This is a genomic window from Halobacterium sp. R2-5 (assembly GCF_011734195.1).
Classification (GTDB): Archaea; Halobacteriota; Halobacteria; order Halobacteriales; family Halobacteriaceae; genus Halobacterium.
Window position 1 is genome coordinate 598,253 of sequence record NZ_JAANTH010000002.1, and the last position, 13,545, is coordinate 611,797.

At 69.6% G+C, this 13,545-nt stretch carries 12 protein-coding genes; 9 read left to right on the forward strand and 3 right to left on the reverse strand.

The features are described 5' to 3' along the window. Positions 1-95: 95 nt before the first annotated feature. Positions 96-734 carry an SdpI family protein gene (locus G9C83_RS11775; RefSeq protein ID WP_167246333.1) on the reverse strand — a complete coding sequence of 213 codons (639 nt, stop codon included), beginning with the start codon at positions 732-734 and terminating at the stop codon, positions 96-98. 95 nt (positions 735-829) lie between these two features. Between G9C83_RS11775 and G9C83_RS11780 the strand changes: the two genes are divergently transcribed. From G9C83_RS11780 to G9C83_RS11805, 6 genes are all read left to right on the forward strand, one after another. After that, positions 830-2,230 (forward strand): aspartate aminotransferase family protein, encoded by a 1,401-nt coding sequence (locus tag G9C83_RS11780; RefSeq protein ID WP_167246334.1) that lies wholly within the window; start codon positions 830-832, stop codon positions 2,228-2,230. 1 nt (position 2,231) lies between these two features. Continuing rightward, positions 2,232-3,236, forward strand: coding sequence for an NrpR regulatory domain-containing protein (locus tag G9C83_RS11785; protein ID WP_167246335.1), 1,005 nt, complete (start codon positions 2,232-2,234; stop codon positions 3,234-3,236). Positions 3,237-3,387: 151 nt separating this feature from the next. Then, complete coding sequence (locus G9C83_RS11790) at positions 3,388-4,506, forward strand: substrate-binding domain-containing protein (RefSeq protein ID WP_167246336.1); 1,119 nt, start codon at positions 3,388-3,390, stop codon at positions 4,504-4,506. Continuing rightward, positions 4,506-5,585, forward strand: coding sequence for an ABC transporter ATP-binding protein (locus G9C83_RS11795; RefSeq protein ID WP_167246337.1), 1,080 nt, complete (start codon positions 4,506-4,508; stop codon positions 5,583-5,585). The genes G9C83_RS11790 and G9C83_RS11795 overlap by 1 nt, the downstream gene beginning before the upstream one ends. Continuing rightward, positions 5,586-7,445: an ABC transporter permease subunit gene (locus tag G9C83_RS11800; protein ID WP_167246338.1), complete on the forward strand. Its 1,860-nt coding sequence runs from the start codon at positions 5,586-5,588 to the stop codon at positions 7,443-7,445. It abuts the gene before it with no gap. Next, positions 7,442-8,266: a nitrilase family protein gene (locus G9C83_RS11805; RefSeq protein WP_208288707.1), complete on the forward strand. Its 825-nt coding sequence runs from the start codon at positions 7,442-7,444 to the stop codon at positions 8,264-8,266. Before G9C83_RS11800 ends, G9C83_RS11805 begins: the two co-directional genes overlap by 4 nt. On the opposite strand, the gene G9C83_RS11810 is transcribed toward G9C83_RS11805, so the two are convergent. After that, positions 8,263-9,300, reverse strand: coding sequence for an NrpR regulatory domain-containing protein (locus tag G9C83_RS11810; protein WP_167246339.1), 1,038 nt, complete (start codon positions 9,298-9,300; stop codon positions 8,263-8,265). The genes G9C83_RS11805 and G9C83_RS11810 overlap by 4 nt on opposite strands. A 214-nt stretch (positions 9,301-9,514) precedes the next feature. Between G9C83_RS11810 and speB the strand changes: the two genes are divergently transcribed. The 3 genes from speB (at position 9,515) to G9C83_RS11825 (ending at position 12,811) form a co-directional block, all read left to right on the forward strand. Then, the gene (gene speB, locus G9C83_RS11815; RefSeq protein ID WP_167246340.1) at positions 9,515-10,522 is read left to right on the forward strand and encodes an agmatinase; all 1,008 of its coding nucleotides are present in this window, start codon (positions 9,515-9,517) and stop codon (positions 10,520-10,522) included. 82 nt (positions 10,523-10,604) lie between these two features. Beyond that, positions 10,605-11,696, forward strand: a complete 1,092-nt coding sequence (locus G9C83_RS11820; RefSeq protein ID WP_167247211.1) for a pyridoxal phosphate-dependent aminotransferase — start codon at positions 10,605-10,607, stop codon at positions 11,694-11,696. 2 nt (positions 11,697-11,698) lie between these two features. Then, complete coding sequence (locus G9C83_RS11825; protein ID WP_167247213.1) at positions 11,699-12,811, forward strand: class II histone deacetylase; 1,113 nt, start codon at positions 11,699-11,701, stop codon at positions 12,809-12,811. Between the two features lie 4 nt (positions 12,812-12,815). Here G9C83_RS11825 and G9C83_RS11830 read toward each other — a convergent pair whose 3' ends face one another. Continuing rightward, complete coding sequence (locus tag G9C83_RS11830) at positions 12,816-13,457, reverse strand: cyclase family protein (protein ID WP_167246341.1); 642 nt, start codon at positions 13,455-13,457, stop codon at positions 12,816-12,818. Between the last annotated feature and the right edge of the window lie 88 nt (positions 13,458-13,545).

The following is a 13,545-nucleotide window of genomic DNA, read 5'->3' on the forward strand; positions in this document are numbered from 1 at the left end:
TTCGCATAAAGCCAACCCTTCTCACTCACCCCGTCGCCGTCACCTGATTCTCTCCGCAAAGTGCCGACGGCCACCACGCAGTCGGGCGGTCTCCGTCAGTTCGCGCGGTGGTAGAGCCGGTACGAGTAGCCGAACGACGCGACCGCGATCGCGACCACTGGACCGAGCACGAGCGCGAGCGCGTACTCGGGGACGAAGACGCCGAGCGCGGCGACCACGCCAGCGACCTTGAACAGTCGGCCGGCGGCGTGGTTCGTCCGGTTCCACACGTCCTCGTCTTCGAGCGTCCACGGCGTGCGCACGCCCACGAACCAGTTCTGTTCGGCGCGCTCGGTGACGTAGCCAGCGACCGCGTAGACGGCGCCGATTGCGGGTGCCAGCGCCTGTAGCAGTTCGAACTCGTAGCTCGCGTTCGCGAGCACGACGACGGCGTTCACGTACGCGAGCAGCGCCAGCGTGACGAGTGCAGCGGCGTCGTAGGCCGCGCGGAACTGCTCGTAGTCGGTGCGCGGGTCGAGACGGGGCAGCGCGAGGAACAGCGCGAACAGTCCGGCGTTCAGCACGGGGAACAACGCGAACGCGAGCGCCCGCGGCATCGTGCCGTCGACGTCGCCGGCGGCGTTCCAGTGAGTCGCCATCTCGGCGGGCATCTCCGGGTACGCGAGGACGCTGACTGCGGCGGTGAGCGCGACCAGCCCCGCGCCGCCCGCGAGCAGTCGCCTGTCGGAGGGCATAGGCGGGTGTTGTCAGCTCGTTCACTTAAGTGCCGGGCGCGAACCGCCCACAGATTTATCTCTCTCCGCGCTAGAAGCGGAAGTGGTATTCCGGTATGAAACAGCAACCGCCCGGCGAGCTGACCCCCGAGGAACTGCTGGCGCGCGAACGCGAGCGCTACCGCGAGCGCACGCCGAACTCCGCGGCGATGGCCGACGACCTCCGAGAGGTCGTCCCCGCCGGCGTCTGCAGCACGTTTCGGGCGTACGACCCCCACCCCGTTCACGCCGAGCGCGCGGAGGGCGCGTCGCTGTACGACGTCGACGGCAACGAGTACCTCGACTTCGCGCTGAACAACGGCACGCAGCTCGTCGGGCACGCTCACCCCGACCTGAGCGACGCCGCAATCGACCAGATCGGCGACGGCACGCTGTACACGCGGCCGAGCGGGCTCATCGAGTACGCCGCGCAGCCGCTCATCGACCGCTGGGAGGCCATCGAGCGGGTGCGGTTCACGAACAGCGGGACCGAGGCCGTGATGCACGCCACGCGGCTCGCGCGGGCGTACACGGGCCGCGAGAAGCTAATTCGGATGGAGGGCGCGTACCACGGCGCCCACGACCCCGCGCTCGTGAGCAAGATGCCGCCCGTCGAGCAGGCGGGCCCGGCGGCCGACCCGAACCCGGTGAAAGAATCCCAGGGCATCCCCGAAGCGGTCCCCGAGGACGTGCTGCTCGCGCAGTACAACGACGCGGACAGCGTCGAGGCCCTGCTCCGCGAGCACGGCTCGGACGTCGCCGCGATTCTCGTCGAGCCGGCGTGCCTGAACCTCGGGCTCGTGGAACCGGAAGACAACTTCCTGGTCCGGCTGCGCGAGCTGGCCGACGAGTACAACGTCGTCCTGATCTTCGACGAGGTGAAGACCGGCGTGAAGCTCGCGCCCGGCGGCGGCGCCGAGTACTACGGCGTCCAGCCGGACCTCGTCGCGCTCGCGAAGGCTATCGGCGGCGGCTACCCGGTCGGCGCGTTCGGCGGCCGCGAGGACATCATGGAGCTCATCGCGGCGGACCTCCAGAAGGGCGTCGCGACGGGCGCGGCCCACTACGGGACGTACAACGGGAACCCGCTGGCGCTGCGCGCGGTCGGCGTGACGCTCCGCGAGGTTCTCGACGACGACGCCTACGCCCACGTCGAGGCGCTCAACGAGCGGCTCGCGGAAGGCTACCGCGAGGTCGCCGCGGACGCGGGCCTCGACGCGCAGGTGAAGACCGCGGGCTCGCAGGGGATGGTCCACTTCACCGACGAGCCGATTCGGACGTTCCGCGACTGGGAGCACGTCGACGAGACGCTCCACGAGGCGTACTGGGTGGGGATGGTCAACGAGGGCGTGTTCCCGCACCCCCACGACGCGTCCCAGCAGTGGACGCTGAGCGTCCAGCACGACGAGGGAGACGTGGACGCGCACGTCGAGGCGTTCGCGGAACTCGCGGACGACCTCGCCGCTGCGCAGGAGTGAAATGGTCGAGACCGACCAGCGGACGTACGACGTCCTCCGGCTGCTCGCCGAACACGAGCCCGTCGGGAGCGTCCACCTCACGGATCACCTCCGCGAGCGCGGGTACTCGCTGACCGAGCGGACCGTCCGGCTGACGCTCGCGGACCTCGACGACGCCGGCCTCACGGAGAAAGCCGGCGGGAAAGGACGCGTGCTGACGGACGCGGGACGCGCGGAGCTCGAACGCGGGGGGGTACGCGGCCGGGTCGAACACGTCCGCGAGCGACTCGCGGACCTCACGAGCCGGGTGACCTACGACCCCCGAGAGGACGCGGGCGACGTCGTCGTCGGCACCGTGCGCGTCCCCGAATCGGAGCGGGAGACCCTCGACGCGGTGCTGGCCGCGATCGACGAGTCGCCGATTTCGCCCGTCGTCGCGTCGGTCGAGTCGGTCGACGGCGGCGACGCGGTCGAGGCCGCGGTGCCGTCGAGCGTCACCGTCGACGGCGTGTTGCTGTCGGCGGGCATCGACAGCCACCCGGACACGCTCGGTCTGGTGGAGTACCACGCCGACCCGGCCCCCGAGTCGCTCCCGTACGACGACCCCGAGCCGGCTGAGCACGGCGGCGCGATCCGACGGTTCACGGACGTCATCGGGGACGAGCGCGCGACTCTCGACCTCGTGTCGCTGCTCATCGACGCCGGGCGGACGGACGTCGCGGGCGCGGTCGCGGGCGAGACGGGGCTGCTCGTCGCGGACAACCGCGAGGTGCCGCTCGCGCGCTACGACGCCACCCGCGACCTCGCGGCGGGGACGCGGGCGAACCTCGGCGGCGTCCTCGACCTGCGGCGGCCGCGGGAGTCCGGGCCGTTCCCGTGGGGGCAGCCGGGCTGGACGTTCGCGTCGCTGACGTACGCCGGCGCGGCGGAGTGTGTCATCGCGCGCTGCGTCGAAGCCGGCGTCGCCGCCGACTGGGAGACCCTCGCCGACGTCCGGCCGCGTTCGGAACTGTCCAGTCTCGGCTGACGCGCTGGACGTTTGTTCGCTTCGAGAGGGAATCGTCGCCGACTGTTCTTTACACGGTGCGATATGTGAACACAAACTGAGGATATGGGATGCGCCGGGTAGGAACACTTATGGTGCGTAATCTGTGATTGGGTGACACGGTGGCAAGTACATGCCAGGTACAAACTCTCACGGACGGCGGGACTTCCTTCGGACGACTACCGCGGCGGGTACCGTCGCGCTCAGCGGCCTCGCGGGCTGCGCAAGCATTCTCGGTGGCGGCGGCGGTGGCTCCAGCGGGCCACTGAACGTCGCCGTCTACGGCGGGGTCTTCCAGGAAGTCATGGAAGAACAGCTGTTCGAGCCGTTCCGCGAACAGGTCGACTACGAGGTGGAGTCCGAGGCGCAGCCGACCTCGGAGGAGGCGCTCACGCAGTACGAGAACGCCGTCTCCGCGGGCGAAGCACCCGTCGACGTCGCCATCATGGCGAACACCGGCGTCCTCCAGGGGATGAACTCCGACCTCTGGCACGTCTGGGACTCCGGGGACTTCGAGAACACCCAGTACATCCAGGACTCGCTGCTCCGCGAGTCCGACGACGGCCTCGTCAGCATCGGCGCGCTGTCGTGGTACATCAACCTCGTGCAGAACACCGACGTCATCGAGGACCCGGTCGACAGCTGGGAGGCCCTCTGGGACTCCCAGTACGAGGACCAGCTCGGACTGCTGACGTACGCGTCCAACTCCTTCCTGCTGGAGGTCACCGCGAACGTGCACTTCGACGGGAAGGACGTCCTGAACACCCGCGACGGCATCCTCGACGTCCTCGAGAAGCTCGAGGAGGTCAAGCCGCAGGCGAACTTCTGGTACGCCAACGAGGCGGAGTTCCAGCAGCGCCTCCGCGACGGCCAGGTGCCGGCGGGCATGCTGTACAACGACGTCACCCTCGTCATGCAGGACGAGGGCGCGCCCGTACAGACGAACTTCGTCGAGGAAGGCTCGATTCTGGACTCCGGGCACTGGGTGACGCTGGCTTCGACGGACCTCGCCGACGAGGCCCGCGAGTTCATCGACTTCGCCAGCCGACCGGAAATCCAGGACCGGGTCGCCGAGAACCTCTACACGAGCCCGACCATCGAACGCCAGCACTCCGGAATCGACGACGAGACCTACGAGACCATCGCGGGCCCCGGCCCGTCGGAGGCTATCGTGCCGAAGTACGAGCTCTACGTCGGCGACGACTCGGACTGGGTCAGCGAGCAGTGGAACGAGTTCATCATCAATAACTGATGAGCGGAATCTCACTCGTCGACATCACGAAGCGGTACGGCGACGAAGTCCTCGCCGTCGACGGCGTCAGCCTCGACATCGAGAGCGGCGAGTTCGTCACCCTCGTCGGTCCCTCCGGCTGCGGGAAGACGACGACCCTCCGCACCATCGCGGGCTTCGAGATGCCCACCAGTGGCACCGTCCGCATCGACGACAAGGACGTCACGGACGCGCCGCCGTACGAGCGCAACACCGGGATGGTGTTCCAGGACTTCGCGCTGTTCCCGCACATGACCGTCCACGAGAACGTCGCGTACGGCATGGAGGCCGACGGCGGCTACACGCAGGAGGAGATCGACGACCGGGTCGCGGAGATGCTGGAACTCGTCGAACTCCCGGACACCGGTGACCGCTACCCCGACCAGCTCTCGGGCGGCCAGCAGCAGCGCATCGCGCTCGCTCGCGCGCTCGCCCCGAAGCCGGACGCGCTCCTGCTCGACGAGCCGCTCGCGAGCCTCGACAAGAAGCTCCGCGAGCAGATGCAGGTGGAGCTCCGCCGCATCCAGCAGGAGATCGGCATCACGACCGTCTTCGTCACGCACAACCAGGAGGAGGCGCTGACGATGTCCGACCGGCTGGCCGTGATGAACGAGGGCCACTTCGAGCAAGTCGGGCCGCCGGGCGAGGTGTACGACGAGCCCGACACGCGGTTCGTCGCGGACTTCCTCGGCACCGCGAACATCTTCGACGGCGACGTCGTCGACGTGGACGGCGACTACGTCTCCGTGGACGTCGGCGACGCGACGATGCGGACGGTGTCGGGAGTCGACGTCGACGTCGGCGACAGCGTCTCCGTCGTCGTCCGGCCGGAGCGCTTCAAGTTCGGGGACGCGACGGCGGACGGCGGCGACGCCGAGAACACGTTCGAGGGTGAGATCACGTTCAAGCGCCACCTCGGCAGCAGCGTGGAGTTCCGCCTCGACACGGCGGCGGGCCGCGAACTCGTGGTCGTGCGCCGCAGCGGCAGCGAGGACCGCGAACCAGACGACAGCGTGGTGGTGTCGGTTGACGCCGACGACTGCCGGCTCGTGAACAGATAGATGGCGACTGAAACAACCGAGGACGCCACCGAGTCCGGGCGCGCCGGCCTGAAGGACCACGCGAAGTGGTACGTGCTGTCGTACCCGCTGACGTGGCTGGTGTTCGTGTTCCTCATCCCGCTGGGGCTGCTCGTCGTGTTCAGCTTCTGGGTGAACATCCCGGGCGGCACCTACGAGGTGGGGTTCACGCTGGAGAACTACCGGCGCTTCCTCACGACGTCGCTGTACCTCGAACAGCTCTGGCTGACCATCGAACTCGCGTTGATCACGGCGGTCGTGTCGCTGTTCCTGGGGTACCCGCTCGCGTACTTCCTCGCGAAGCTCGAGACGCCGTGGCTGCGCAGCGTCCTGCTCGTCACCATCGTCTCGTCGCTGTGGATCACGTACGTCATCAGGGCGTACGCGTGGCAGGTCATCCTCGCGTCCCGCGGCATCGTCAGTTCCATCGGCGTCGCCACCGGTCTGCTCGCCGAACACCAGTCGTTCTACCCCGGCTACTGGGGGCTGGTCGTCGGCATGGTGTACGTGTTCCTGCCGTTCATGGTGCTGACGCTGTACTCCAGTCTGCGGAACATCGACGGCGAGCTGCTGGAGGCGTCGAAGAACCTCGGCGCCGGCCCGGCGCGGACGTTCCGCCGCGTGACGCTGCCGCTGTCCCAGAACGGCATCGCCAGCGGCACCGCGCTCGTGTTCATCCTCGCGCTCGGGGCGTACGTGCTCCCGCGGCTGCTCGGCAGCACGGCCCAGCGCACGCTGCCCGTGCTCATCGAGCAGCAGATCATGGGCGAGAGCAACTACCCGTTCGGCGCGGCGATGAGCATCGGCCTGGTGTTCGTCGTGCTGGCGTTCCTGTGGGTGTTGCTGCGCGTGACCGACGTTTCGGCGGGCGGCCTCGGCGGCACCGACGACGTCATCGACGATGACGACGACGCCGGGTACGGCCCCGGCTCGGAGACACTCGCGTCGCAGGCGCTCGGCGTGCTCCGGAGCGCGGCGGCGGCCGTCGGCGTCACGGCCGCGGCGAGCGCCGTCGCGGGCGCCGTCAGCGACGCCGTGACGGCCGTCGACTCGAACACGCGGGAGGCGATCACGCGGGCGACGTTCCGCGCGTACGTCTTCCTCGTAATGTTGTTCGTCGCGGCGCCGCTGGGTATCATCGTCGCCGTGTCGTTCACGCCGTCGGAGTTCCTGACGTTCCCGCCGAGCGGCTTCAGCATGCGGTGGTACGTCGAGTTCTTCACTAACTCGTCGTGGACGCTCGCGCTCGTCAACAGCCTCTCCATCGCGGGGGCGGCGGCGCTGCTGGCGACGTCCATCGGCGGCATCCTCGCGTTCGCGCTCGACCGCTTCGACTACGGCGTCGACCGCGTGCTCGCGACGTTCGGCGTGCTCCCCATCCTGATCCCGCCGGTCATCATCGCGGTGGCGTTCCTCGTGTTCTTCCTGCAGCTCGGGCTCGCGGGGAACAGCGTGGCCATCATGGTCGCGCACGGCATCTTCTACGCGCCGTTCCCGTTCATCCTCATCTCCCAGGGGCTCGGCGAAATCGACCGCACCTACGAGGAGGCCGCGATGAACCTCGGCGCGTCCCCGGTGCGCACCATCCGCACCGTCACGTACCCGCTGCTGCGGACGAACGTGATCTCGGGCGCGCTGTTCGCGTTCATCCTCTCGCTGAACGAGTACATCATCGCGTGGCTGCTGTCGCTGTTCCTCGTGGACACCATCCCCATCGTGATCTTCAACCAGCTGCGGTACTCGTACCCGCCGACCATCGCGGCCGCGAGCACGGTGTTCATCCTGCTCACGGTCGTCGTGATGACCGCCATCGACCGGCTCTCCGGAGGGATCTGGGAGTGAGGTCGCCCGCCGGAGACGCCCGCGTCACGGTCGTCCAGACGGTCCCGGAGTTCGGCGCGGTCGAGGCGAACCGCGAGACGACCGTCGCGGCGGTCCGCGAGCACGCGGACTCGGACCTCGTCGTCCTCCCCGAACTCGCGACCAGCGGCTACGTCTTCGAGTCCCACGAGGAGGTCGCCGCGGCCGCCGAACCCGCGGACGGCCCGACCGCCCAGGCGTGGGCGGACGTCGCCGCGGAGACGGACACGTGGGTCGTCGGCGGCTTCCCCGAGGAAGACGGCGAGACGCGGTACAACAGCTCGCTGATCGTCTCTCCCGAGGGGGTCGAGGGCACGTACCGGAAGACCCACCTCTGGAACGAGGAGAAGCGGTGGTTCGAGCCCGGCGACGACGTGCCGGCGTTCGAGACGCCGTTCGGCCGGCTCGGCGTCCAGATCTGCAACGACATCTGGTTCCCGGAGCTGACGGTGACCCAGGCCCGAGACGGCGTGGACATCGTCGCGCTCCCGACCAACTGGGTGCCGGAGGTCTCGGACCGCCCGGCCGGCTGGACGATGGGCGTCCACCAGTCGGTCGCGGCCGCGAACGCGAACCGCGTGTTCGTCGCGGCCGCCGACCGCGCGGGCACCGAGCGCGGCGTCACGTTCGAAGGCCAGAGCGTGATTCTCGGGCCGGACGGCGTGCCGCTCGCCGGCCCGCTGCCGGATTCCGGGAGTCACGCCGCGACCGCGGACTGCGACCTCTCGCGGGCTCGCGAGAAGGCGCTGACCGAGCGCGACGACGCGCTCGGCGACCGGCGGCCGGACGTCTACGACACCTAGTCGTCGAGGGCGGCCGGTACGGACGCCTCGACGACCCCGAGCCTGTTTCTCGGCACCGTCCCGTACAGCGTCACCCAGTCGTCCGCGAGGCCGTACTCGTGGAGCGCGGTGAGCAGCAGCTCGCCGCTGCCGACGTACGTGATCGAGCCGAACGCCCACGTCAGGGTCGCGTTCGAGGCGTTCGCCTGCTCGCGCGGGCGGCGCAGGTCGACGGCGCCGCCGAGCTTCGCGCGCGTGGACAGCGTCAGGTCGCGCGCTTCCTCGTAGCGGTTGATGGGGAACTCGCGGTCGTCGCCGATGAGGAAGCCCGACTCGCCGTCCTCGAGGATGCTTCTGACGTCGCCGCGGCCGGCCTGGATGAGCAGTGAGATGACGTCGATGGACGAGCCCTCGCCGTTGATGACGTCGACGTAGCGCGTGATCTCGCCGCCGAGGTCGGCGGCGCTGGTCTCGCCGTCGGGGTCGTCCTCGCGGGACGGCTCGTACTCCAGGACGCCCGCCGTCGAGAGGTTCGCGTTGACGCCGTGCGCGAGCAGGACGCCGTCGAGGGTGATGCTCGACGGGGCGAGCAGCCGGTAGTCGCCGGGCTCGCTGTCGGCAGCCTCCTCGAGGGAGACGGGAATCGGGCCGAGCGGGAGCGATTCGAGGCGTTCGACGAGCGAGCGCGCGTCGTCGACGTGCTCCTCGTCGACGAACGCGCAGGACGCCACGAGCACGCCCGTGTCCTCGATGGGGTCGTAGCTCACGCGACTGGTGAGCGTCGCGATCTGGGCGCGGATCTGCTCCAGACGGCCGCTCACGTCGCCCTGTTCTAACTCCGTCCGGCCGCTGTCCGTGAGTCGGCGCCCCTTCCCGGGGACCTTCTCGGTGAGCCCCATGCTGTCGAGCTCGGAGAGCGTGAGCCGTATGGTGCGGTCTTTGATGTCGTAGCCGCGGAGCTGCATCAGCTCGACGAGCTGGATGCTGCCGATGGGACCGTGGCGGTCGACGAGGCGAAGCAGGTCGTAGGTCCGTCTGTCCAGGTCCGCGTCCATCCTTGGGACGGGGTACGCGGACGGCACACACCAAGGTTTGGTTTCTGTTGACACGGTCGCCCGCAGGCAATGTTTATGGTCCGCGCCGACCGACCTCCGATGGCACCTGATTGCCACATTGTGAAACAATGGCACTCGACACATCCTACCCGACAGTGGCTGTATCTCCCGGCGTCGACCGCGCTGCGCTCCGTCTCGACGAGGAGGCGAAGCGATGACGGCGCCCCAGGACCGCGCGTCGGCGTTCCGGGAGTCGACGCCCGGCGCCGGCGTCGAACTCGCGTACGCCGGCATCGACACGTTCCTCGACGGCGACCTCCGCGACGTCGACGACGTCGGTGACGTCGAGGCGGCCGTCTTCGGCGTCCCGTACGACGGCGCGGTGTCGAACCGCCCGGGCACGCGGTACGGCCCCGGCGCGATCCGCGAGGCGAGCAACTGGTGGGCGTACCTCTCGGCGTACAAGGGCGCGCTCACGAACATGCGGACCGGCGACCAGATCGACTTCGACGACTTCTCCGTGGCGGACGTCGGCGACGTGCCGCTGTTCCCGATGGACGCCGAGAAGACCGCCGAGAGCATCACCGCCCACGCTGCCACGGTGGCGTCCCAGACGTTCCCCGTCATGCTCGGCGGCGACCACTACTGCACGTTCCCGTCGTTCCGCGGGTTCGTCGAAGGCAGCGGCCACGACAGCGTCGGCTTCGTGCAGATCGACGCGCACACGGACACCGTCTCGGAGAGCCCGCTGTTCGGCACCGACTTCCACGGCTCCAGCACCGCGCGAATCGCGGACCTCCCCGCTGTCGACTACGACTCGGTCAGTCAGGTCGGCATCCGCGGCTACGAGTCCCCGGACTTCTTCGAGTTCGCCGACGAGAGCGGGCTGAACCTCTACACGATGGCGGACGTCGAGGACCGCGGCATCGCGCCCGTCGTGGAGGACGCAGTCGAGGCGGCCGCAGAGGACACCGACGCGGTGTACGTCACGTTCGACATCGACGCCGTCGACCCCGGGTTCGCGCCCGGCACCGGCACGCCGACGCCCGGCGGCCTGACGCCACACCAGGCGCTGGACACGATGGCGATTCTCGGCAGCCACGACGCCGTCGGCGCCGTCGACATGATGGAGGTGGCGCCCCGGTACGACTCCACGGAAGGCACCGAGCGCCTCGCCGCGTACCTGCTCGTGCGACTCCTCGAACAGAAGTTCGCCGTCTAACATGGTCGACGACTCACTGCGGCCGGCCCGCGACGTGGGCACCGACCGGCTGGACGTGGTCTCGGAGTCGGTCATCCGCGAGATGACCCGCGAGGCCCACCGCCACGGCGCCATCAACCTCTCGCAGGGCATCCCGGACGTCGACGAGGCGCCCGCCGAAATCAAGCAGGCGGCGAAGGACGCCATCGACGCGGAGAGCCAGTACACCATCACCTGGGGGCTCCCGGACCTCCGGGAGTCCATCTCGGAGCGGTACGCCGACTGGAAGGGCGTCGACTACGACCCGGAGACGGAGGTGACCGTCACCACGGGCACCAGCGAGGCGCTCGTCTCGACGATGCTCGCGCTCGCCGAGCCCGGCGACGAAGTCGTCTACTTCGAGCCGGTGTACGAGAGCTACATCCCCGCGGTGCGGTTCGCGGGCGCCGAGCCCGTCCCCATCGACATCACGGACACGCTCGAACTCCCCGAGGAGCGGCTCGAAGCCGCCGCCGAGGACGCCAGCATCCTCGTGTTGAACACGCCGATGAACCCCACGGGGAAGGTGTTCACCCGGGAGGAGCTCGAACGCATCGAGGAGATCGTCTTCGAGCACGACCTGCTCGTGGTGACGGACGAGATCTACGAGCACATCGTCTACGACGACGACTACCTCAGCCCCGTGGAGGTCGGCGACCTCGCGGCGCGCACGGTCGTCTGCACGGGGATGTCGAAGACGTTCAGCGTCACCGGCTGGCGCGTCGGCTTCTGTCTCGCGCCCGAGTACCTCTCCCGGGAGCTCCGGAAGGTCCACGACTACACCACCATCTGTGCGCCGACGCCGTTCCAGCGCGCGGGCGTGAAGGCGCTCTCGCTACCCGAGTCCTACTACACCGACCTCTCGGACTCCTACGAGGAGCGCCGGGACGTCCTCTGCGAGGGGCTCGAAGAAGCGGGCCTCGACCCGGTCGTCCCGGACGGCGCGTACTACGTGATGGCGCGGTACCCGACTGACGAGTCGGACGCGGAGTTCAGCCGCCGGCTCGTCCGCGAAGCCGGCGTCGCCGTCGTCCCCGGCAGCAGTTTCTACACGGACGAGGACGCCGAATCCGGCTGGGTGCGGTTCACGTTCTCCCGGGACGAGGAGACGATTCGGGAGGCCGTGAATCGGCTGCAGGAGAACCGCTGGTGGTGACGATGTCGGAGCTCCGCGTCTACTACGACGACGCCGCGCTCGCACACGTCGCGCCCGACGGCGAGTTCGACGCGCCGTGGACGGGCCGGCTCGCGGTGCGCGAGCCCCACCCCGACCGCCCGGAGCGCATCCGAAACGTCGTCTCCATCGTCCGAGCGGAACTCGACGACCACGCGACGTGGGCGGACGTCGACCCGGCGACGCGCGCGCAGATCGAGCGCGTCCACGACCCCGCGTACGTCGACGAGGTCCGCGACTGGGCGGCGGCCGGCGGCGGTCGGCTCACCCCGGAAACGGGCGGGAACGCGGAGTCGTACCGAGCCGCGAAAGTCTCCGCTGGCGGCGCCGTCGCGGCCGCGGAGCGCGCCGTCGACGCGGGCCTCCCGGAGGTCCCGTACGCGCTCGTCCGGCCGAGCGGCCACCACGCCCAGCGCGCGCAGAGCGACGGCTTCTGCTTCTTCAACAACGTCGCCGTCGCCGCCGCGCACCTGCTCGACACGGGCCGCGCCGAGCGCGTCGCCGTCCTCGACTGGGACGTCCACCACGCGAACGGCACGCAGGACATCTTCTACGAGCGCGAGGACGTGCTCGTCGTGAGCCTCCACGAGGACCACGACACGTGGAGCGAGGACACCCACCCCCAGACCTGCGACCTCACGGAACGCGGCGCGGGCGACGGCGACGGCTACACGGTGAACGTGCCGCTGCCGCCGGGAACTGGCGACGACGGGTACCGCTACGCGATGGACGCGCTCGTCGAACCCATCCTCGCGGCCTACGGCCCGGACGCGCTGCTCGTGAGCGCGGGCCAGGACGCGGGGACGATGGACCCGCTCGGCCGAAATACGGTGACGAAGGGCGGCTTCGAGGACCTCGGCGCGCAGGCGCGGGAGTTCGCCGCGGCGCACGCGGACGGCTCGCTCGCCGTCGTGCAGGAGGGCGGCTACCACCTCAGCCACCTCGCGTACGCGACGCTCGGCGTGCTCGAAGGCGTGCTCGGTCGCGAGACGGGCGTCGAGGACCCGTTCGCGTACATCGACGGCAACACGGCGGCCGCGGAGCGCGCGGTCGACGAGGCAATCGACGCCCACCGCGAGCACTGGCCGCTCGACTGAGGCGCTACGTCTCGCGGTCGACGCCGACCGCCCGCACGGGGGCGCCGTCGCTGGCGAGCGCGAGCGGGTACGCGCGGAGTTCGAACCGCTCGCCGACGCGACCGAGGTTCGTGAGGTTCTCCAGAATCAGCAGGTCGTCGCCGAGCAGCGCGTGGTGGGCCTGGAAGCCCGTCGGCTCGTCGTCGCGGGCGTTCGGCGACGGCGTCGGGTCGGGGTTGAGCGCGTCGACGGCGACGTCGAACCCGCGTCGACGGCAGGCCGCTGCCGCCTCTGGCGAGAGGTAGGGGTGGTCGAGGTAGCGGTCCGTGTTCCAGTGAGCGTCCCAGCCCGTCCAGAACGCCGCGAGGCCCGCGTCGGCGTCGGGGACGCGGGATTCGGGGATGGGGTCGCGCGCGCCGAGGTCGCGGCAGTCGACGCGCACGGCGTCGAAGGCGAACCGCTCCACGGGGAACGCGTCGAGGTCGCTGCCGCCCGGAATCACGTGCGACGGCGCGTCCACGTGAGTGCCGGTGTGGCTGCCGCACGCGACGGCGTCGACGTGGAAGCCGTCTTCCTCGTGGGTGGCGTGCTCGTCGACGGCGACCGCGGGGTCGCCCGGGAACGTCTGCATCCCGGTCTCGATTCGGTGACTCAGGTCGACCTGCACGTGGTAGTCGCGCGGGCGCCGCGCTGATAAGTCGTACGTTAGCAGGCATCACTACCACGTAGATGTATGTTGTACTACTGATGCATTA

Excerpts from the sequence above, each read along its gene's own strand:
- G9C83_RS11775 (WP_167246333.1), bottom strand. The coding sequence starts at position 734 with ATGCCCTCCGACAGGCGACTGCTCGCGGGCGGCGCGGGGCTGGTCGCG.
- G9C83_RS11780 (WP_167246334.1), top strand. The coding sequence starts at position 830 with ATGAAACAGCAACCGCCCGGCGAGCTGACCCCCGAGGAACTGCTGGCG.
- G9C83_RS11785 (WP_167246335.1), top strand. The coding sequence starts at position 2,232 with ATGGTCGAGACCGACCAGCGGACGTACGACGTCCTCCGGCTGCTCGCC.
- G9C83_RS11790 (WP_167246336.1), top strand. The coding sequence starts at position 3,388 with ATGCCAGGTACAAACTCTCACGGACGGCGGGACTTCCTTCGGACGACT.
- G9C83_RS11795 (WP_167246337.1), top strand. The coding sequence starts at position 4,506 with ATGAGCGGAATCTCACTCGTCGACATCACGAAGCGGTACGGCGACGAA.
- G9C83_RS11800 (WP_167246338.1), top strand. The coding sequence starts at position 5,586 with ATGGCGACTGAAACAACCGAGGACGCCACCGAGTCCGGGCGCGCCGGC.
- G9C83_RS11810 (WP_167246339.1), bottom strand. The coding sequence starts at position 9,300 with ATGGACGCGGACCTGGACAGACGGACCTACGACCTGCTTCGCCTCGTC.
- speB (WP_167246340.1), top strand. The coding sequence starts at position 9,515 with ATGACGGCGCCCCAGGACCGCGCGTCGGCGTTCCGGGAGTCGACGCCC.
- G9C83_RS11820 (WP_167247211.1), top strand. The coding sequence starts at position 10,605 with ATGACCCGCGAGGCCCACCGCCACGGCGCCATCAACCTCTCGCAGGGC.
- G9C83_RS11825 (WP_167247213.1), top strand. The coding sequence starts at position 11,699 with ATGTCGGAGCTCCGCGTCTACTACGACGACGCCGCGCTCGCACACGTC.